Below are 18,284 nucleotides of genomic sequence, written 5' to 3'. Positions count from 1 at the left end.
GCCGGACCAGGAGATGTGAGAGATGAGCGCGCCACGGACACTGTTCGACAAGATCTGGGACAGCCATGTCGTCCACCGTCAGGATGACGGGACGTGCATCCTCTACATCGACCGCCACCTCGTGCATGAGGTGACCAGCCCGCAGGCCTTCGAGGGGCTGCGCATGGCCGGCCGCAAGGTGCGCCAGCCGCAGGCCACCCTGGCGGTGCCCGACCACAACGTGCCGACCTCGGACCGCAGCAAGGGCATCTCCGACGAGGAGAGCCGGATCCAGGTCGAGACGCTGGAGAAGAACGCCGCCGATTTCGGCGTGCCGATCTTCACCATGAACGACGCCCGCCAGGGCATCGTCCACATCATCGGGCCGGAGCAGGGCTTCACCCTGCCGGGCACCACCATCGTCTGCGGCGACAGCCACACCTCGACCCATGGCGCCTTCGGGGCGTTGGCCTTCGGCATCGGCACCAGCGAGGTCGAGCATGTGCTGGCCACCCAGACGCTGCTGCAGAAGCCGGCCAAGAACATGCGCATCACCGTCGAGGGCGACCTGCCCTTCGGCGTGACCGCGAAGGACATGATCCTGGCGATCATCGGCACCATCGGCACCGCCGGCGGCACCGGCCACGTCATCGAATATGCCGGCGACGCGGTCCGCGCCCTGTCGATGGAAGGCCGGATGACGGTCTGCAACATGTCGATCGAGGCCGGTGCGCGCGCCGGGCTGATCGCGCCGGACGAGACCACCTTCGCCTATGTGAAGGGCCGGCCGCTGGCGCCGAAGGGCGAGGACTGGGACAAGGCCGTCGAGTACTGGCGGACCCTGCCGTCGGACGAGGGCGCCCGCTACGACCGCGAGGTCGTGCTGAAGGCCAAGGACATCGTGCCGATGGTGACCTGGGGCACCAGCCCCGAGGATGTGGCGCCGATCACCGGCGTGGTGCCGGACCCGGAGGCCGCGCCGGACCCGAACAAGGCCAGCGCCTGGCGCCGCAGCCTGGATTATATGGGGCTGATGCCCGGCCAGCGGCTGAGCGAGGTGCCGGTCGACAAGGTCTTCATCGGCTCCTGCACCAACGGCCGGATCGAGGATCTGCGCGCCGCCGCCGCCGTCGCCCGTGGCCGGCGCGTGGCCGACACGGTCTACGCCATGATCGTCCCGGGCTCCGGCCTGGTGAAGGAACAGGCCGAGGCCGAGGGGCTGGACCGGGTGTTCAAGGAGGCCGGCTTCGACTGGCGCGAGCCCGGCTGCTCGATGTGCCTCGCCATGAACGCCGACAAGCTGTCGCCGGGCGAGCGCTGCGCCTCGACCTCGAACCGCAACTTCGAGGGCCGCCAGGGCCGCGGCGGCCGCACCCATCTGGTCAGCCCGGCCATGGCGGCAGCCGCGGCGATCACCGGGCGCCTGACCGACGTCCGCGAACTGAACTAAGCCGCCCATCCTTCCTGTCATGCCCGGGCTTGACCCGGGCATCCAGAAGGTCTCGACGCGCCCTGGATTGCCGGGTCAAGCCCGGCAATGACAGCAAGGGGTGTGATAGTCTGCGGAGGCGCCGCGGGCTTCGCGGCGGCCGACCTCCGAGAGCCCCGCGCCATGGCCGACCGGCTGACCGAGACCAGCAAGTTCCTGAGCTACGTCCTGCGTCATGAACCGCAGGCCATCGGCCTTTCGCTCGACAGCGAGGGCTGGGCCGGGATCGACGAATTGATTGCCGCCGCCGGCGCGAACGGCCGGGTGCTGGACCAGCAGCTGATCCGGGCGGTGGTCGACACCAACGACAAGAAGCGGTTCGCGATCAGCCCGGACGGCACCCGGATCCGTGCGGTCCAGGGGCATTCGACGGCGGAGGTCGCGATCGCCTATGAGCCGGTGGAGCCGCCCGAACAGCTGTTCCATGGCACGGCAACCCGGTTCCTGGCCTCGATCCGGACGGAAGGGCTGGTCGCCGGCTCCCGCCATCACGTCCACCTCTCGCCGGATGTCGACACCGCCACGGCGGTCGGTCGCCGGCACGGCCAGCCCGTGGTGCTGACCGTCGCCGCCGGCGTGATGCACAGGCAAGGCTTCGTCTTTCACCGAGCCGACAACGGTGTGTGGCTGACCAAGGCCGTGCCGCCGGCCTTTCTGGCTGAAGTCTGAAGGCGCGTTCTGCAGCCGATCTCTAGGCGTGGCCGGCTTCGCTCGACAGCATCATCGGGTCGATGCCGAGCTTGGCGATCGCCCGCTCCCACTTCACCGACAGGTCCTCGCCGAACAGGATGTCCGGGTCGCAGGGCACGGTGAGCCAGCCATTGGCCTGGATCTCGGCGTCGAGCTGACCCGCGCTCCAGCCGGCATAACCGAGCGCCAGCAGGTGCCGGCTCGGCCCCTCGCCATTGGCGATCGCCTGCAGCACCTCGAGCGTCGAGGTCACGGCGACCTCGCCGACCACCACCGTCTTCTCGGCCCGGTAGTCGGTGGAGTGCAGCACGAAGCCGCGGCCCGATTCGACCGGCCCGCCGAACTGGACCCGGGTGCTGCCCAGCAGCTCGCCATGCGGGATGCCGAGCTGGTCGAGCAGGGTCGGGAAATCGATGGTCGACAACGGCTTATTGACCACGAGTCCCATCGCCCCCTGCTCGTTATGGGCGCAAAGATAGATCACCGTGCGGGCGAAGGGCGGCGCGACCAGGGTCGGCATCGCGATCAGGAGCTGCCCCGCGAGGTAGCTTCCGCCCGCCGGCATGCCTTCGCCCGAGGAGGATTTCGCCCGACTCATCCCGACCACTGCTCCGTCTTCCGCTCCAACCGCGACACTAGGCTAACTCGCGGCGATCTGGTTTCGAACGACTATATAGGCCAAAGAAAGGCGGTTTCATGGTGTCGGAGATTCGATGAGTCGAGGGCTCGCATTGCTGCTCGCCGCAGCGCTCGGCCTCGCCGCCCTGGCCCGGCCCGGCCCGGCCGATGCCGCGGCCACGCCGTGGCAAGAGGCCAAGGGCGCGTCGGCGCGGCTGGTCACGGCGGTCGACGGCACCGGCGATCTGGCCGCGATCCCGGCCGGGCTGCACATCCGGCTCGATCCGCACTGGAAGACCTATTGGCGCTCCCCCGGTGATGCCGGGCTGCCGCCGGCTCTGGACTGGAGCGGCTCGGACAATCTCGGCACCCCGGCGCTGGCGTATCCGGCGCCGCACCGGTTCCAGCTGTTCGGCCTCGAGACCTATGGCTACGAGACCGAGGTGGTGTTCCCGCTGACCCTGCCGGTGGCGCAGGCGGGGCAGCCGCAGCACCTGTCCCTGGCCGCGACGGTGCTGGTGTGCAGCGACATCTGCATCCCGGCCAATTTCTCCTTTACCCTCGACCTGCCAGCCGGGGCGGCGACGCCCGACCCGGACTCGGCCAATCTGATCGACCGGTTCAGGAACGCCGTGCCGGGCGACGGCGGCGCTGCCGGCCTTGCGATCGGCCCGGTTGCGGCGACTGAAAAGGGGCTGCGGGTCGAGGCGACCGCGCGCGAGCCCTTCGAGGCGCCCGACATCTTCGTCGAGGGCGCGCCGGGCGACGCCTTCGCCGCCCCCCGCATCGTCCCCAGCGACGGCGGCCGCCGGCTGGTGGCCGAGATCGACCGGATCCAGGCCGCCGACCCGCCGGCCGCGCTGGCCGGCAGCCCGGTCACCCTGACCCTGGTCGACGGACCGCGCAGCGTAGAGGCGAAGGCGACGGTCGGACCGGCGGTTTCCACGACGCCGGATGTCGGCGCCTGGCTGGGCATTCTGGGCGTGGCCCTGCTGGGCGGGCTGATCCTGAACCTGATGCCCTGCGTGCTGCCGGTGCTGTCGCTGAAGCTGCTGTCGATCGTCAAGCTGGGGGGCGTCGAGGCGGGCGGCCGGACACCGCGGCGGCAGCGGCTGGGTCTGCTGGCCACCGCCGCCGGCATCGTCGTCTCCTTCCTGGCGCTGGCGGCCGGGGCGATCGGGCTGAAGGCGGCCGGTGCCTCGGTCGGTTGGGGCATCCAGTTCCAGGAGCCGGTGTTTCTGGCGGCGATGGCCGTCATCGTCACCCTGTTCGGCTGCAACCTGCTGGGGCTGTTCGAGGTGGCGCTGCCCGGCCGCGCCATGGACACTGCGGCCCGCGCCAGCGGCGCCGGCCGGCCGGAGAAAGACGGTCTCGTCGCCCCCTTCCTGACTGGCGCCTTCGCCACGCTGCTGGCCACCCCCTGCTCCGCCCCCTTTGTCGGCACCGCGCTGGGCTTCGCCCTGTCGCGCGGCCCGGCCGAGATCGGCGCGATCTTCGCCGCCCTCGGCGTCGGCATGGCCCTGCCCTATCTGCTGATCGCGGCGGTGCCGGGCCTGGCCCGGCTGCTGCCGCGCCCCGGCCGCTGGATGGTCTGGCTGAAGGCCCTGCTCGGCCTCGCCCTGTTCGGCACCGCGGCCTGGCTGCTCTCGGTCCTCGCGGCCCAGGTGCCGCCGATGGCTGCCGCGGCGGTGGCAGCCGTGCTGGTGCTGATCGGCCTCGTCCTGTGGCTGCGGTGGCGCGGCGGGACGGCGATGCGCCGTCTGGGCGCCGCGGCCGCCGTCGGCCTGGCCCTGGCCGCGGTGGTGCTGCCGCTGCGCTTCGACCGGTCGGACGCTGCGACGCCAGCAGCGGCCTCGGCCATCGCCTGGACGCGATTCGACCGGGCGGCGATCCCCGGCCTGGTGCGCGAGGGCAAGGTGGTGTTCGTCGACGTCACCGCCGACTGGTGCCTGACCTGCAAGGTCAACAAGCTGCTGGTGATCGACCGCGATCCGGTGGCCGCCGCGCTGGGCGGGGCCGCAGTGGTGCCGATGCTGGCCGACTGGACCAATCCGGACCAGGCGATCGCCGATTACCTTGCGGCGCATGGCCGCTACGGCATACCGTTCAACGCCGTGTACGGGCCGGGGGCGCCGGACGGGATCCTGCTGCCGGAGCTCTTGAGCACCGAGGCGGTCCTGGACGCCCTCAGGCGGGCCCGGGGCGCGAGTTCGTAACCGTCCGGCCGATGCGGGCCGGCCCCATCACAATCAGGCGGAGAGGACACCCATGACGATCAAGGTTGGCGACCGCATCCCGTCGGTCACGCTGAAGTACCTCGGCAAGGAGGGCATGGCCGAGATCAAGACCGATGACCTGTTCCGCGGCAAGACCGTGGCGCTGTTCGCCGTGCCGGGCGCCTTCACCCCGACCTGCTCGGCCAAGCACCTGCCGAGCTTCACCAGCAATGCCGAGGCGCTGAAGGGCAAGGGCGTCGACCAGATCGTCTGCATGGCGGTGAACGATCCCTTCGTGATGAAGGCCTGGGCCGACAAGAACGAGGTCGGCAGCGACACCGTGTTCATGCTGCCGGACGGCAACGCCGCCCTGACCAAGGCGCTGGGGCTGGAGATGGACGGGTCGGGCTACGGCCTGGGCACCCGGTCGCAGCGCTTCGCCCTGGTCGCCAAGGACGGCGTCGTCACCCATCTCGCCGTCGAGAAGCCGGGCGCCTTCGAGGTGTCGAGCGGCGAGGCCATCCTGGCGGCGCTCTGAGCAAAGTGGGGCCCGCCGCACGGCGGGCCCCACGCTTCAGGCCGGGTCCGTCTCGGTCGTGATCCGCACGCCGAGCTGCTCGAACCGCGCGATCGCGGCCTCGGGCGCGATCAGGGTTTCGGGCAGGGCCAGCCCGCCGGCCGGCAGCGGCAGGCGGTCCAGGCCGAGGACGCGCTCGGCGGCGACCAGGACGCCCAATGCGGTCATATGGTCCACCCCCTTCGGGTCCGAGACCAGGACCCGCCGCTGGGCCGGCTGCCCGGACCGCAGCACCCCGTCGATCTCGATCATGCCGTCATGCGAGGCGCGGCCGCCGGCCCGGGAGCCGATCGATTCGCCTTCGCCGAAATCGAAGCGGATGTCGGGCGCGCTGGTGAGTGCCGCCAGGCTGGGCACATCGAGCGTGGCCAGAGGCTGCACCGTCGCCTCATGCCCATCGGCCAGGCGCAGGGCGCGGCCGTGGTCGCCGGACTCGACCCAGGCCCATTGCCCGGCCCGGCGCAGCAGGGCGCGGCCTGAGAAGGAAGCGGCATCGCTGGCGCTCATCGGCCCGACCGCGTCCGCCGCATCGTACACGGCGGCCATGGCGACGGACTCGACCCGGGCGAAGTCCTCGGTCGCCTGCCGGGCCACGAGGATCAGCACCCCGGCCGCCCAGTGGCCCGCCAGCACGACCGGTCGCCGCGGCGGCGCGTGCAGCGCCGCGAACACCGCGGGCCCGGTCTCCTCCACCACCTTGGTGATGCCGATATGGGCGGCGCCCTGGGCCATTGCGGCCTGGATCAGCGCGTCGCCGCGATCCTGCAGCGCCGCCACGATCAGGTCGACCGGACCGAGATCGGCCAGCGCCGCCGCCGGGTCGGCAACGTCGAGCCGCAGCGTTCTCGCCCCGATCTCGCGGGCCAAGGCCACGCCGGACTCCGGCCTCCGCCCCGCCAGGATGATGTCGAGATCCGGCGCCAGCCGGCGCAGATACCGGGCGGCAATGCCGCCGACCACACCGTAGCCGCCGGCGATCAGGACACGCTGAACCATGACCTTCCCCTTTCCCCAAGCCGCCGTCAGGGCACGGCGGCACTATTACTAATGGTAAGTTACCATTCGTAATATGGAGAGAGGATGGTCCGGGTCAAGCCTCCGCTGGCGCCAAGCCTCGGCCGTGCTCGCGCAGGCCGCGCCGGGCCAGGGCGTCGACCCGCTCGTTCTCGGCATGACCGGCATGGCCGCGGGTCCATTCCCAGCGGACCTTGTGCGGCGCCATGGCGGCGTCGAGCCGCTGCCATAGGTCGACATTCTTCACCGGCTTGCGGTCGGCGGTGACCCAGCCGCGGGACTTCCAGTTCCTGATCCACTGGGTGATGCCGTTGCGGACATACTGGCTGTCGGTGGTCAGCACCGCCTCGACCGGGCGCTTCATCGCCTCCAGCGCCTGGATCGCCGCCATCAGCTCCATCCGGTTGTTGGTCGTCAGCGCCTCGCCGCCATAGAGCTCGCGCTCGACCTCGCCCATGCGCAGCAGCACGCCCCAGCCGCCCGGGCCGGGATTGCCGCTGCAGGCGCCGTCGGTGAAGATCTCGACCTTCGGCAGCTTCATCGCGGGCTTCTTCGTCGTCGCGGGGATGTCGGTCACGGGTCGATCCCATAGGCGGCCACGCTCGTGACCTGCTGGTGGAAGCGCAGCTTGCGCCAGTATTCCAATGGATCCTTGGGCCGGACGAAGGCGCCCGGCGGGTGGTTCAGCCAGTCGTAGAGCCGGGTCAGCAGGAAGCGCAGCGCATTGCCGCGGGCCAGGATCGGCAGCGCCGCGACCTCGGCCGGCGACAGCGGCCGCTCGGCCCGATAGCTGGCCAGAAGCGCCCGCGCCTTGGTGACGTTGAAGGCGCCGTCCGGCTCGAAGCACCAGGCGTTCAGGCAGATCGACAGATCGTAGGCCAGCATGTCGGTGCAGGCGAAGTAGAAGTCGATCAGGCCGGACAGCCGGCCTTCGCGGAAGAAGACATTGTCCGGGAACAGGTCGGCATGGATCAGCCCGACCGGCAGGTCGGCCGGCCAATGCGCCTCGAGGAAGGCGAGCTCGCGGGTGATGCCCTCGGCCAGGCCCGGCGCCACGGTGTCGGCCCGGTCGGCGCAATCCGCCACCAGCCGGCGCCAGCCCTCGAGCGACAGGCTGTTCGGCCGGGTCATCGGGAAATCGGCCCCGGCCTCGTGCATCCGGGCCAGCGCCTGGCCCAGCGCCTGGCAATGCCAGGGCTGGATCCGTTTCGGCCATAGCCCGTCGAGGAAGGTGACGATCACCGCCGGCCGCCCGGCCAGGCGGCGCAGCGCGTGGCCGTCGCGGGCCGGGACCGGCTGCGGGCATTCGATGCCGCGCGCCGCCAGATGCTGCATCAGCCCGAGGAAGAAGGGCAGGTCGGCCTCGGCCACCCGCTTCTCGTAGAGGGTGAGGATATGCGGCCCGGCCGTGGTCACCAGCAGGTAATTGGAGTTCTCGACCCCTTCGGCGATGCCCTTCAGCGACAGGACGGAGCCGATGTCGTACTCCGCCACGAAGGCGGCGACATCCTCGTCGGTGACTTCGGTGTAGACGGCCATGGGCACCCGATGGAAGCGACAGCGCCCGCTTTCATAGAGCGGGAAGGGCCGGCTTGTCGAAGGGAGAGACGCGGTCGCGCCCGATGCCCCGGTGCGACCGTGTCGCTGCGATCGGGAGACTATGCTCGCTTACCGCCCCCGGCCTCCGCCATGGCCGCCTTCGTGGCCGCCTTCGTGGCCGCCGCCGAACCCTCCGCCACGGTCGTGATCGTGCTCTCCATGGTCATGGCTGATGGCGCCCATACGCGCATCACGTCCAGCGCCATTCTCACCATGATCAAAGGATGGCGCGGACGTGTCCTGGGTGTCAGTCGACCCGGCCTGCGCCATCTGCGGCAGCAGCTCATAGTGCTGGGACTGCAGCCCGGTGCGGGCGCTCGCAGGCCCGGCGGCGGCCATTCCGAGCATGAGCAAAGCCACGAACCCCGCGGGGCGGGGATGTCTGAGCAGAGACATGATTGTTCCTCTTCGACCCTGCCTGGAGCCGCGTCCAAGGCGGCGTGCCGGATCGCGTTGCGTGATCTTCGTGAGAGTCGCGCGGAACGCCGGCGGCTCGGCCTGAGGCCCGCCGCGATTGCGGTGCGTCGTCGTACGATTCCGCACTGCAACACGTGGTCAGCGCCGATCTCGAATGAAACTCTGCTTACCGAAATTTAATAAATATCACTTCTGACTTAATGTCTTGCCAAGTCTATTACAATCCTCCCGCTGCGTCATCCTGTCATCATCGAGCTCTCCCACATTGACTTCTCAAAATCCGGAAAAACATCTTCTAGTCATACGCGCACGAATTCGACACCCGTCCCGGCCCTTCCCCTGGGGCCTCGCGGGAGCATCGGATCAACCGATCGAGCGGGAGAAGACGTCCATCGCGGGCGCCGCGGCTGTCCAGGCCGGCGGCGCCCGCTTCTCTCGATTGTCCCGCTGGAGGGATGCAGATGCCCCTTGTCGCCCGCCGGACGGTGCTTCGGATCGGCACCCCGATCGCCCTATTCGTGTTCTGCGCCGCCGTGCTGGTCGGCCACGAGCTGCGCGGCACCACCGCCTCGGCCGCGCCTGAGGCGGCCGCCCCGCCGCCCGCGGTGCCGGTCGATGCGGCCACCGTCCAGCGCCGCGACGTGCCGGTCTTCCTCACCGGCCTCGGCACCGTGCAGGCGCTGAACACGGTGACGGTGAAGAGCCGGGTCGACGGCCAGCTGCAGACCGTATCCTTCCAGGAAGGCCAGCACGTCACCGCCGGCCAGGTGCTGGCGCAGATCGACCCGCGACCATTCCAGGCGGCGCTGGACCAAGCCAAGGCGACCAAGGCCAAGGACGAAGCGCAGCTGGCCAACGCCCAGCTCGACCTGCAGCGCTTCGAGAACCTGCACCAGTATGCAACGGCGCAGAGCGTCGACACGCAGAAGGCGCTGATCGCGCAGTTGCAGGCCCAGATCGAGGGCGACCAGGCCGCCATCGACAACGCCGCGACGCAGCTCAGCTACACCACCATCACCTCGCCTCTGAACGGCCGCACCGGCATCCGGCTGGTCGACCAGGGCAACATCATCCACGCCACCGACACCGGCGGCCTCGTGGTGATCACCCAGCTGCATCCGATCTCGGTGATCTTCACCCTGCCGGAGGAGGACCTGCCGGACATCCAGGCAGCGATGGCCAAGGGTCCGCTCACGGTCTTCGCCGACACCCGCGGCGACGACAAGCCGCTGGACCAGGGCACGCTGGAGTTGGTCGACAACCAGATCGACCAGGCCACCGGCACGATCCGGCTGAAGGCGACCTTCCCGAACAAGAACAACCAGCTGTGGCCCGGCCAGTTCGTCGACGTCCGCCTGCTGCTGCGCACCGAGCAGAACGTGGTCACCGTCCCTTCCACCGCGGTGCAGCGCGGGCCCGACGGCCTCTATGTCTACGCGGTGAAGCCGGACGCCACGGTCGAGCTGCGGCCGGTCGGCATCGGCCAGATCACCGACGGCACCGCCGTGGTTGAGACCGGCCTCGACGCCGGCGACAGCGTCGTCACCGCCGGCCAGTACCGGCTGCAGCCGGGCACCCGGGTGCAGATCCGCGAGGCCGCCGCCACCCCCAGCCAGCCGGGCGCCTGACCATGAGCATCTCGGCCCCCTTCATCCGCAAGCCGATCGCCACCTCGCTGCTCATGGCCGGGGTGTTGCTGGTCGGCCTGGTCGCCTATCCGCTGCTGCCGGTGGCGCCGCTGCCGCAGGTCGACTTCCCGACCATCCAGGTCTCGGCCCAGCTGCCCGGCGCCGACCCGACCACCATGGCCTCGTCGGTGACGGCGCCGTTGGAGCGGCAATTCGCCGAGATCGCCGGCGTGTCGCAGATGACCTCGAGCAGCACCCTCGGCAACAGCTCGATCACCCTGCAGTTCGACCTCGACCGCAACATCGACGCGGCGGCCGGGGACGTGCAGACCGCGATCAACGCCGCCGGCGGCCAGCTGCCGAAGGACCTGCCGTCGCCGCCGACCTACCGCAAGGTCAACCCGGCCGACGCCCCGATCCTGGTGATCGTGGCCCATTCCGACACGCTGCCGCTGACCGCGGTCGACGATTATGCCGAGAACGTGCTGAGCCAGAACATCAGCCAGGTGCCGGGCGTCGCCCAGGTCACCATCGGCGGCCAGCAGAAGCCGTCGGTGCGGGTGCAGGTCGACCCGCAGAAGCTGGCGGCGCTGGGCATCGGACTGGAGGATCTGCGCGGCGTCATCGCCGACGCCACCGCCGACAGCCCGAAGGGCAGCATCGATGGCGCGACGCGGACCTTCACCATCTACGACAACGACCAGGAGCTGAAGGCCGAGCCCTGGAACGACGTCATCATCGCCTACAAGAACGGCGCCCCGGTGCGCATCCGCGACATCGGCCAGGCGGTCGAGGGGCCGGAGAACACCAAGCTGGCCGCCTGGGCCGGCGGTGAGCGCGCCGTGCTGCTGATCGTGTTCAAGCAGCCCGGCGCCAACGTCATCGACGTGGTCGACCACGTCAAATCGCTGCTGCCGCAGTTGCAGGCGGCGATCCCGCCGGCGGTAAAGGTCGACATTCTCAGCGACCGCACCACCACGATCCGCGCCTCAGTCGCCGACGTGCAGTTCACGCTGGTGCTGACCATCGCCCTGGTGGTGATGGTGATCTTCGTGTTCCTGCGCAACTTCTGGGCCACGGCGATCCCAAGCGTGACCGTGCCGCTGGCGCTGGTCGGCACCTTCGCGCTGATGTACACCTTCGGCTACAGCCTGGACAACCTGTCGCTGATGGGCCTCAGCATCGCCGTCGGCTTCGTCGTCGACGACGCCATCGTCATGTTGGAGAATATCCATCGCCATATCGAGGAGGGGCTGTCGCCGGTGCAGGCGGCGCTGAAAGGCGCCGGCGAGATCGGCTTCACCATCTTCTCGATCAGCCTGTCGCTGGTTGCGGTGTTCATCCCGCTGCTGCTGATGGGCGGCATCGTCGGCCGGGTGTTCCGGGAATTCGCCATCACCGTCACGATGACCATCCTGGTCTCGGCCATCGTCTCGCTGACGCTGACCCCGGTGATGTGCTCGAAATTCATGAAGCACGACAGCGGGAAGCACGGGCGCCTCTACCGGCTGTCGGAGCGCGGCTTCGACCTGCTGCTGGCGGGCTACCGCCGGTCGCTCGACGTCGCGCTGAAGCACCGGCGCATCACCCTGGTGGTCTTCCTCGCGACCATCGCCGTCACCGGCTATCTCTTCGTCATCATCCCCAAGGGCTTCTTCCCGCAGCAGGACACCGGCCTGATCCTCGGCACCTCCGAGGCGGCGCAGGACATCTCCTTCGCCGAGATGAGCCAGAAGCAGGAGGAGCTCGGGAAGATCGTCGCCGCCGACCCGGATGTCGCCACCGTCGCCATGGCGCTCGGTGCCGGCGGCGGCCAGACGCTGAACAACGGCCGCATGTTCATCACTCTGAAGCCGCGCGACCAGCGCCAGGCCTCGGCCAGCCAGATCATCGACCGGCTGCGGCCGCAGCTGGCCAAGGTCGAGGGCGCGGCCCTGTTCCTGCAGCCGGCCCAGGACATCAACATCGGCGGCCGGCCGACCCGGACGCTGTACCAGTACACGCTGCAGGACGCGAATATCGACGAGCTGAACCAGTGGGCGCCCAAGGTCTACGACAAGCTGCGGACGCTGCCGCAGCTGCGCGACGTCGCCACCGACGAGCAGACCGGCGGCACCACCCTGACGCTCGACATCGACCGCGACGCCGCAGCCCGCTACGGCATCCAGCCGCAGCTGATCGACGACACGCTGTACGACGCCTTCGGCCAGCGCCAGGCGGCGCAGTACTTCACCCAGGTCAACAGCTACCATGTGGTGATAGAGGTGCTGCCCCAGCTGCAGGACAAGCCCTCGGCGATCGACCGGATCTACGTCAAGTCGCCGCTGACGGGGGAGCAGGTGCCGATCAGCGCCCTGGCGCACTGGACCACCCGACCGACCGCCTTCCTGTCGATCAACCACCAGGGCCAGTTCCCGGCGGTGACGCTGAGCTTCAACCTGGCGCCGGGCGTGGCGCTGGGCGATGCGGTGACGGCGATCCAGCAGGCCGAGCGGGAGCTGGGCGTGCCGGCCTCGCTGACCGGCACCTTCCAGGGCAACGCCCAGGCCTTCCAGTCCTCGCTGGCCAGCGAGCCCTATCTGGTCGCGGCCGCCCTGATCGTCATCTACATCATCCTCGGCGTGCTTTATGAGAGCTACATCCACCCGCTGACGATCCTGTCGACCCTGCCCTCGGCCGGCGCCGGCGCCCTCGTCCTGCTGATGCTGTTCGGCTTTGACTTCAGCGTCATCGCGCTGATCGGCGTCATCCTCTTGATCGGCATCGTCAAGAAGAACGGCATCATGATGGTCGACTTCGCCATCCAGGCGGAGCGCGACCAGGGGCTGACGCCGTTCGAGGCGATCCGCCAGGCCTGCCTCTTGCGCTTCCGCCCGATCATGATGACGACGATGGCGGCGCTGCTGGGCGGCCTGCCGCTGATGCTGGGCTCCGGCACCGGGTCGGAGCTGCGGCAGCCGCTGGGCTACGCCATGGTCGGCGGCCTGCTGCTGAGCCAGGCCCTGACCCTCTATACGACGCCGGTGGTCTATCTGTATCTCGACAAGCTCCGGGTCTGGCTGGCAAGCCGCCGTAAGCAGGCCGGCGCGATGCCGCCGCACCTGGCCGCCGAGGCCGCGCCGTCGGCCGGGGAATGAGGCGGTACGGCGCGCCCTGTTGACCGAGGCGAGAGCATGGCGGCGGGCTGGAGTGCGGGCGCACCTTCCTGATACGCTGCCTGCCGGCTGAACCGGGGGGTCATGCCATGCCGGGAAATCGCCCGCCTTCTGGTCAAGATCGCCGGGCTGATTGTCATCGTGTCCGCCGTGACCGATCTGCCGATCCTGCTGGGGCGCGCGCTGCCCATCGAGGAGCCGATGACGGCCCGCGACCTCATCACCATGGCGTTCGTGCCGCCGGCCATCGCGGGCCTGATCGGCATCGTCATGTTCTGGGGATCGGGGCGTATCGTCGATCGCCTGCTGGTCGAGCCGGCCACTCCCGGCCAGGGCGGCGGCCCCGACCTTCGCGCGGTCGAAGAGATCGCGATTGCGGCGCTCGGCCTGTACTTTGTCGCGATCGGGATCGCCGACGCCTTCTACTACTGGGGCAAGGCCGGGCTGCACTACCGCTACGTGACCGAGAATAACATTCCCATGCCGGATATCGCGCCGGACGATTTCGGCGGCTTCGTCTCCACCGCTGCACGGCTGGCGATCGGTGTAATGCTGATCCTGTTCAGCCGCGGCATCGTGGCGGTTCGCCGGCGGCTGCTGTCTCTCCGTCCCCTCACCGGCCAGGAGTGACGATCACCCCTTCGGCGGATAGGCGTGGCGGGCGCCGTTCGGGTCCTCGACCGTCCAGCCTTCGGTGTCCGAGCCGGCGAGGTAGTCGGGCCCGATCGGCACCTTGCCGCGGCCGCCGGGGATGTCGAGGACATAGGTCGGCTGGGCCAGGCCCGACAGTCGGCCGCGCAGCGCCTTCATGATCCGCCGCCCGTCCTCGATCCCGGTGCGGAACTGCGCCGTGCCGGGGGCGAGGTCGCCGTGATGCAGGTAGTAGGGCTTGATCCGGAGGCGCACGAAGTCGCGGAACAGCTGCTCCAGCACCGCCGGGTCGTCGTTGACGCCGCGCAGCAGCACGGTCTGGGACACCAGCGCGATGCCGGCATCGGCCAGGCGCCGGATCGCGTCCCGCGCCGCCGGCGTCAGCTCGCGCGGATGATTGCTGTGGATGGCGAGCCAAACGGCGCTGTCCTGCGCCTTGAGCGCGGCGACCAGATCCGGCGTCACCCGATCCGGCTCCACCACCGGCACCCGGCTGTGCAGCCGGATCACGCCGAGATGCGGCACGGCATCGAGTCGCGCCACGACCTCGGCCAGGCGGCGGGGCGCCAGCATCAGCGGGTCGCCGCCGGTCAGGATCGCCTCCCAGACCTGCGGCCGGGCACGGATATAGTCGATCGCGGCCGCGAGATCGGTCTCGCCCATCGCCTCGCCGCCCGGCCCGACCATCTCGCGCCGGAAGCAGAAGCGGCAATAGACCGGGCAGGCGTGCAGGAGCTTCAGCAGCACCCGGTCCGGATAGCGGTGGACCAGGCCGGGGATCGGACTGTGCGCGCCGTCGCCGATCGGGTCGGCCAGCTCCTGGGGTCGCGTCTCCAGCTCCGCCGCGTCGGGCACGAACTGGCGCGCGATCGGGTCGGCAGGATCAGCCGGGTCGACCAGATCCGCCATCGCCGGGGTGACGGCGATGGCGTAGCGCGCGGCCACGGCGCGCAGCTCCTCCAGCCGCTCGGGTCCGGCCAGGCCGGCCTCGACCAATGCTTCAGGAGTCCGCAGGCGCTGCGGCGGAAGATGCCCGTCTCTCGGCATGATCAGACGGCGTTCAGCTCGCGCGGCAGCTTGAAGGTGATGGTCTCGACCGTGACCGGCTCTGACTCGATGGTGACGGCGTAGCGCTCGTGCAGCGCCTTCATCACCTCCTCCACCAGCACCTCGGGCGCCGAGGCGCCGGCGGTGATGCCGAGGGTGGAGATGCCGTCGAACCAGGACCAGTCGAGCTCGGCCGCGCGCTGCACCAGCATCGCCTTGGAGCAGCCGGCGCGGCGGGCGACCTCGACCAGACGCACCGAGTTCGAGGAGTTCGGGGCGCCGATCACCAGCACCGCGTCGCAATGCGGGGCGATCCCCTTGATCGCCTCCTGCCGGTTGGTGGTGGCGTAGCAGATGTCCTGCTTGTTCGGCGCGGCGATGCCGGGGAACTTCGCCTTCAGCGCGTCGACGATCTCGACCGTGTCATCGAGCGACAGCGTCGTCTGGGTGGCGAAGGCGAGATTGTCGGGGTCGTCGACCTCCAGCGCCGCCACGTCCTCGACCGATTCGACCAGCCGCACCGCGCCGGGCGGCAGTTGGCCCATAGTGCCGATCACCTCCGGGTGGCCGGCATGGCCGATCAGGATCACGGTGTGGCCGGTGCGATGGTGCCGCTCGGCCTCGCGGTGCACCTTGCTGACCAGCGGGCAGGTGGCGTCGAGATAGAGCAGCTTGCGCCGCTCCGCCTCCGCCGGCACCGATTTCGGCACGCCATGGGCCGAGAACACGACGGGCGCGTCGTCCGGCACCTCGTCCAGTTCCTCGACGAAAATCGCGCCCTTGGCCTCGAGCGCCTCGACCACGAAGCGATTGTGCACGATCTCGTGCCGGACATAGACCGGGGCGCCGTATTTCTCGATCGCACGCTCGACGATCTGGATGGCGCGGTCGACGCCGGCGCAGAACCCGCGCGGCGAGGCCAGCATCACCGTCAAGGGCGGCCGCGTGTCCCGCGTGCCCGCGCCTGCGCTTGTGCCAGCCTGTGCCATTTCCTATGGTCCTGAACCCGTTGTTGAAGGAGAGGGCGATGCCCGCCGAACTGTTGCGCCGCGACCCTAATATAGGTGCTCTCTCAAAAAAAGCGCGGTACGGCGTCTCAGGGCGAATCGGCGCCGGCGGCTCCGTCCTCCTGCTGCTCGGCCTAGCAGCCTGTGGTGGCGACAATGCGGCGCAGCAGGCCGGGCTGCGATGCCCCCAGATCGTCATTCCGCAGGACGCCGCGGTCTATGATCTGGTGCGGAACAACAGCACCGACCCGAAGGACGTGCTGGTCGAGGCGCGGATCACCAACACCCGGGGCGACTGCACCTATGGCGACAACGCCGTAACCATGAACGTCAATGTCGAGTTCACCGCCTGGCGCGGCCCGGCCGCCTGGCTGGAGAAGGACGTCCCGGTGCAGTACTTCGTCGCCGTCACCGACGCCCAGGACCGGATCCTGAACAAGGCCAACTTCGACGTGAAGATCCCGGTGCCCCGGCTGCAGGTCACCCCGCGCGAGACCATCCAGGAGCCGCTGGAGCAGGTGATCCCCGTCTCTAGCCCGGCGGAGGGCGGCTCGTACAAGGTCATGATCGGCTTTCAGCTGACGCCGCAGCAGCTCGAGTTCAACAAGCATCGCAACGACCCGCGGACGCCCGGCGCCGCCGCCCAGGCCGCCGGCCGCCGCACCATCGCACCGGTGGTGCCCGATCCGCGCGACCCGAGCACGGGCGGCCCGCCGCAATGACAAATGACGGAAGCTGGCCCGTAGCCGTCGCGGATTGACTTTTTCGGCGCGACGGACGAGTGTCCGCCTGCGCATTGATACGGCCTACGACCCTGGCGGGAGAGACCGGGACCGCATGACCGCGGAACCGGCGCCGAAGGAGCAAACGCCCCGGAAACTCTCAGGCCAAAGGACCGTCAGGGTAAGGCACTCTGGAGAGCAGGCAGCGGCGCGCGCCGCAGCCTCACCGATGGGGTAAGCCGGACAGAGTTCCCGGCGATTCTCTCAGGTCCCAGACAGAGGGGGTGGCGCGCGAGGATGGCCTCGCACGCCCACCTTTTGTCGAGAGGACCGGACCGTGACCGATACCCCCCTGCAGCGCACCCCGCTCTTCGACCTGCATGTCGAGCTCGGCGCCAAGCTGGTCCCCTTCGCCGGCTACGAGATGCCGGTGCAGTACCCGGCCGGCATCATGAAGGAACATCTGCACACCCGCGCTTCGGCCGGGCTGTTCGATGTCAGCCATATGGGCCAGGCCTGGCTGGAGGCCGAGCCGGGCGAGGACGCGGCCGCGCTGATCGAGACGCTGGTGCCTGGCGACATCGCCGCGTTGGCGCCGGGCCGCATCCGCTATTCGCTGCTGCTGAACGACGAGGGCGGCATTCTTGACGACCTGATGGTGACCCGGACGCCCGATCCGGCGCGGCTGTTCCTGGTGGTCAACGCCGCCTGCAAGGATGCCGATTTCGCTCATATCGCAGCGAAGCTGGCCGGCCGCGCCCGCCTCGTGCGGCTGGACGACCAGGCCCTGCTGGCGCTGCAGGGCCCGAAAGCGGCCGAGGTGCTGGCCCGCCACGCCTTCGGCGCGGACGACCTAGCCTTCATGGAATCCGGCACCTTCGCCCTCGACCGGGTCGAATGCACGATCAGCCGGTCCGGCTACACCGGCGAGGACGGGTTCGAGATCTCGGTCCCGGCCGAGGAGGCGGAGCGCATCGCCCGCCTGCTGCTGGTGGAGCCGGAGGTGGCGCCAATCGGCCTCGGCGCCCGCGATTCGCTGCGGCTGGAAGCGGGCCTGTGCCTTTACGGCCATGACATCGACACGACGACCAGCCCGGTCGAGGCCGGTCTGGCCTGGACCATTGGCAAGCGCCGCCGCGCCCAGGGCGGCTTCCCCGGCGCCGACCGCATCCTGAAGGAGCTGGCCGCGGGCCCGGCGCGCAAGCGCGTGGGCCTGAAGCCCGAGGGCCGCGCCCCTGCGCGGGAAGGTACGCCCATCCTCTCCTCCGACGGGCGCGAGATCGGGCGCGTCACCTCGGGCGGCTTCGGCCCGACGGTCGGCGGCCCGGTCGCCATGGGCTATGTCGAGGCCGGCTTCGCCGCCCCCGGCACGCCCGTCTCCCTCCTCATCCGCGACAAGGCACATCCGGCGGCGGTGGCCGCCCTGCCCTTCGTCGCCCCGAATTTCCACCGCTGATCGAACAGGGACGCCAGCA

The 18,284-nt window shown here is 69.8% G+C and carries 16 protein-coding genes and 2 riboswitches; of the genes, 10 read left to right on the top strand and 6 right to left on the bottom strand.

Annotated features, from left to right (window positions below):
• Positions 1-22: 22 nt before the first annotated feature.
• Together leuC and KXR53_RS30345 are read left to right on the top strand one after the other, a co-directional pair.
• Positions 23-1,429: a 3-isopropylmalate dehydratase large subunit gene (gene leuC, locus KXR53_RS30350; RefSeq protein ID WP_437379328.1), complete on the top strand. Its 1,407-nt coding sequence runs from the start codon at positions 23-25 to the stop codon at positions 1,427-1,429.
• Positions 1,430-1,591: 162 nt separating this feature from the next.
• Entirely contained in the window at positions 1,592-2,137 is a 546-nt protein-coding gene (locus KXR53_RS30345; RefSeq protein WP_437379326.1) for an RNA 2'-phosphotransferase, read from the top strand.
• Between the two features lie 22 nt (positions 2,138-2,159).
• Here KXR53_RS30345 and KXR53_RS30340 read toward each other — a convergent pair whose 3' ends face one another.
• A complete protein-coding gene (locus KXR53_RS30340) occupies positions 2,160-2,756 on the bottom strand; it encodes a YqgE/AlgH family protein (protein WP_437379324.1) in 597 nt (198 codons plus the stop codon).
• Positions 2,757-2,871: 115 nt separating this feature from the next.
• Between KXR53_RS30340 and KXR53_RS30335 the strand changes: the two genes are divergently transcribed.
• On the top strand, positions 2,872-4,992 hold the full coding sequence (locus tag KXR53_RS30335; protein ID WP_437379322.1) for a protein-disulfide reductase DsbD family protein: 2,121 nt from the start codon (positions 2,872-2,874) through the stop codon (positions 4,990-4,992).
• A 52-nt stretch (positions 4,993-5,044) separates the two neighbouring features.
• Entirely contained in the window at positions 5,045-5,530 is a 486-nt protein-coding gene (locus tag KXR53_RS30330; protein WP_437379320.1) for a peroxiredoxin, read from the top strand.
• 36 nt (positions 5,531-5,566) lie between these two features.
• On the opposite strand, the gene KXR53_RS30325 is transcribed toward KXR53_RS30330, so the two are convergent.
• The 3 genes from KXR53_RS30325 to KXR53_RS30315 all read right to left on the bottom strand — a co-directional run bounded on the left by KXR53_RS30325 (position 5,567) and on the right by KXR53_RS30315 (position 8,122).
• Positions 5,567-6,565 (bottom strand): hypothetical protein, encoded by a 999-nt coding sequence (locus KXR53_RS30325; RefSeq protein WP_437379318.1) that lies wholly within the window; start codon positions 6,563-6,565, stop codon positions 5,567-5,569.
• Between the two features lie 94 nt (positions 6,566-6,659).
• Entirely contained in the window at positions 6,660-7,124 is a 465-nt protein-coding gene (gene rnhA / locus KXR53_RS30320) for a ribonuclease HI (protein ID WP_437379390.1), read from the bottom strand.
• A gap of 32 nt (positions 7,125-7,156) precedes the next feature.
• Positions 7,157-8,122 carry a homoserine kinase gene (locus KXR53_RS30315; protein WP_437379316.1) on the bottom strand — a complete coding sequence of 322 codons (966 nt, stop codon included), beginning with the start codon at positions 8,120-8,122 and terminating at the stop codon, positions 7,157-7,159.
• Between the two features lie 150 nt (positions 8,123-8,272).
• Here KXR53_RS30315 and KXR53_RS30310 point away from each other — a divergent pair, with 150 nt between their 5' ends.
• The 4 genes from KXR53_RS30310 (at position 8,273) to KXR53_RS30295 (ending at position 14,012) form a co-directional block, all read left to right on the top strand.
• Positions 8,273-8,779 (top strand): hypothetical protein, encoded by a 507-nt coding sequence (locus KXR53_RS30310; protein WP_437379314.1) that lies wholly within the window; start codon positions 8,273-8,275, stop codon positions 8,777-8,779.
• A gap of 281 nt (positions 8,780-9,060) precedes the next feature.
• On the top strand, positions 9,061-10,227 hold the full coding sequence (locus KXR53_RS30305) for an efflux RND transporter periplasmic adaptor subunit (RefSeq protein WP_437379312.1): 1,167 nt from the start codon (positions 9,061-9,063) through the stop codon (positions 10,225-10,227).
• Between the two features lie 2 nt (positions 10,228-10,229).
• A complete protein-coding gene (locus KXR53_RS30300; protein ID WP_437379310.1) occupies positions 10,230-13,364 on the top strand; it encodes a multidrug efflux RND transporter permease subunit in 3,135 nt (1,044 codons plus the stop codon).
• A gap of 159 nt (positions 13,365-13,523) precedes the next feature.
• Entirely contained in the window at positions 13,524-14,012 is a 489-nt protein-coding gene (locus KXR53_RS30295; protein WP_437379308.1) for a hypothetical protein, read from the top strand.
• 3 nt (positions 14,013-14,015) lie between these two features.
• On the opposite strand, the gene KXR53_RS30290 is transcribed toward KXR53_RS30295, so the two are convergent.
• Positions 14,016-15,080: a lysine-2,3-aminomutase-like protein gene (locus KXR53_RS30290; protein WP_437379306.1), complete on the bottom strand. Its 1,065-nt coding sequence runs from the start codon at positions 15,078-15,080 to the stop codon at positions 14,016-14,018.
• A 2-nt stretch (positions 15,081-15,082) separates the two neighbouring features.
• Positions 15,083-16,069 (bottom strand): 4-hydroxy-3-methylbut-2-enyl diphosphate reductase, encoded by a 987-nt coding sequence (ispH, locus tag KXR53_RS30285; RefSeq protein WP_437379304.1) that lies wholly within the window; start codon positions 16,067-16,069, stop codon positions 15,083-15,085.
• A gap of 38 nt (positions 16,070-16,107) precedes the next feature.
• Between ispH and KXR53_RS30280 the strand changes: the two genes are divergently transcribed.
• Together KXR53_RS30280 and gcvT are read left to right on the top strand one after the other, a co-directional pair.
• A complete protein-coding gene (locus KXR53_RS30280) occupies positions 16,108-16,809 on the top strand; it encodes a hypothetical protein (protein ID WP_437379302.1) in 702 nt (233 codons plus the stop codon).
• An 86-nt stretch (positions 16,810-16,895) separates the two neighbouring features.
• Positions 16,896-16,995, top strand: a riboswitch (glycine riboswitch).
• Between the two features lies 1 nt (position 16,996).
• Positions 16,997-17,092, top strand: a riboswitch (glycine riboswitch).
• A gap of 54 nt (positions 17,093-17,146) precedes the next feature.
• Positions 17,147-18,265, top strand: coding sequence for a glycine cleavage system aminomethyltransferase GcvT (gene gcvT / locus KXR53_RS30275; protein WP_437379300.1), 1,119 nt, complete (start codon positions 17,147-17,149; stop codon positions 18,263-18,265).
• Positions 18,266-18,284 lie beyond the last annotated feature (19 nt).

The sequence above is a fragment of the Inquilinus limosus genome, from assembly GCF_051487185.1.
GTDB lineage: Bacteria > Pseudomonadota > Alphaproteobacteria > DSM-16000 > Inquilinaceae > Inquilinus > Inquilinus limosus_F.
This window is presented reverse-complemented; position numbering and strand designations above follow the sequence as displayed.

Excerpts from the sequence above, each read along its gene's own strand:
- leuC (WP_437379328.1), top strand. The coding sequence starts at position 23 with ATGAGCGCGCCACGGACACTGTTCGACAAGATCTGGGACAGCCATGTC.
- KXR53_RS30345 (WP_437379326.1), top strand. The coding sequence starts at position 1,592 with ATGGCCGACCGGCTGACCGAGACCAGCAAGTTCCTGAGCTACGTCCTG.
- KXR53_RS30340 (WP_437379324.1), bottom strand. The coding sequence starts at position 2,756 with ATGAGTCGGGCGAAATCCTCCTCGGGCGAAGGCATGCCGGCGGGCGGA.
- KXR53_RS30335 (WP_437379322.1), top strand. The coding sequence starts at position 2,872 with ATGAGTCGAGGGCTCGCATTGCTGCTCGCCGCAGCGCTCGGCCTCGCC.
- KXR53_RS30330 (WP_437379320.1), top strand. The coding sequence starts at position 5,045 with ATGACGATCAAGGTTGGCGACCGCATCCCGTCGGTCACGCTGAAGTAC.
- KXR53_RS30325 (WP_437379318.1), bottom strand. The coding sequence starts at position 6,565 with ATGGTTCAGCGTGTCCTGATCGCCGGCGGCTACGGTGTGGTCGGCGGC.
- rnhA (WP_437379390.1), bottom strand. The coding sequence starts at position 7,124 with ATGAAGCTGCCGAAGGTCGAGATCTTCACCGACGGCGCCTGCAGCGGC.
- KXR53_RS30315 (WP_437379316.1), bottom strand. The coding sequence starts at position 8,122 with ATGGCCGTCTACACCGAAGTCACCGACGAGGATGTCGCCGCCTTCGTG.
- KXR53_RS30310 (WP_437379314.1), top strand. The coding sequence starts at position 8,273 with ATGGCCGCCTTCGTGGCCGCCTTCGTGGCCGCCGCCGAACCCTCCGCC.
- KXR53_RS30305 (WP_437379312.1), top strand. The coding sequence starts at position 9,061 with ATGCCCCTTGTCGCCCGCCGGACGGTGCTTCGGATCGGCACCCCGATC.
- KXR53_RS30300 (WP_437379310.1), top strand. The coding sequence starts at position 10,230 with ATGAGCATCTCGGCCCCCTTCATCCGCAAGCCGATCGCCACCTCGCTG.
- KXR53_RS30290 (WP_437379306.1), bottom strand. The coding sequence starts at position 15,080 with ATGCCGAGAGACGGGCATCTTCCGCCGCAGCGCCTGCGGACTCCTGAA.
- ispH (WP_437379304.1), bottom strand. The coding sequence starts at position 16,069 with ATGGCACAGGCTGGCACAAGCGCAGGCGCGGGCACGCGGGACACGCGG.
- KXR53_RS30280 (WP_437379302.1), top strand. The coding sequence starts at position 16,108 with ATGCCCGCCGAACTGTTGCGCCGCGACCCTAATATAGGTGCTCTCTCA.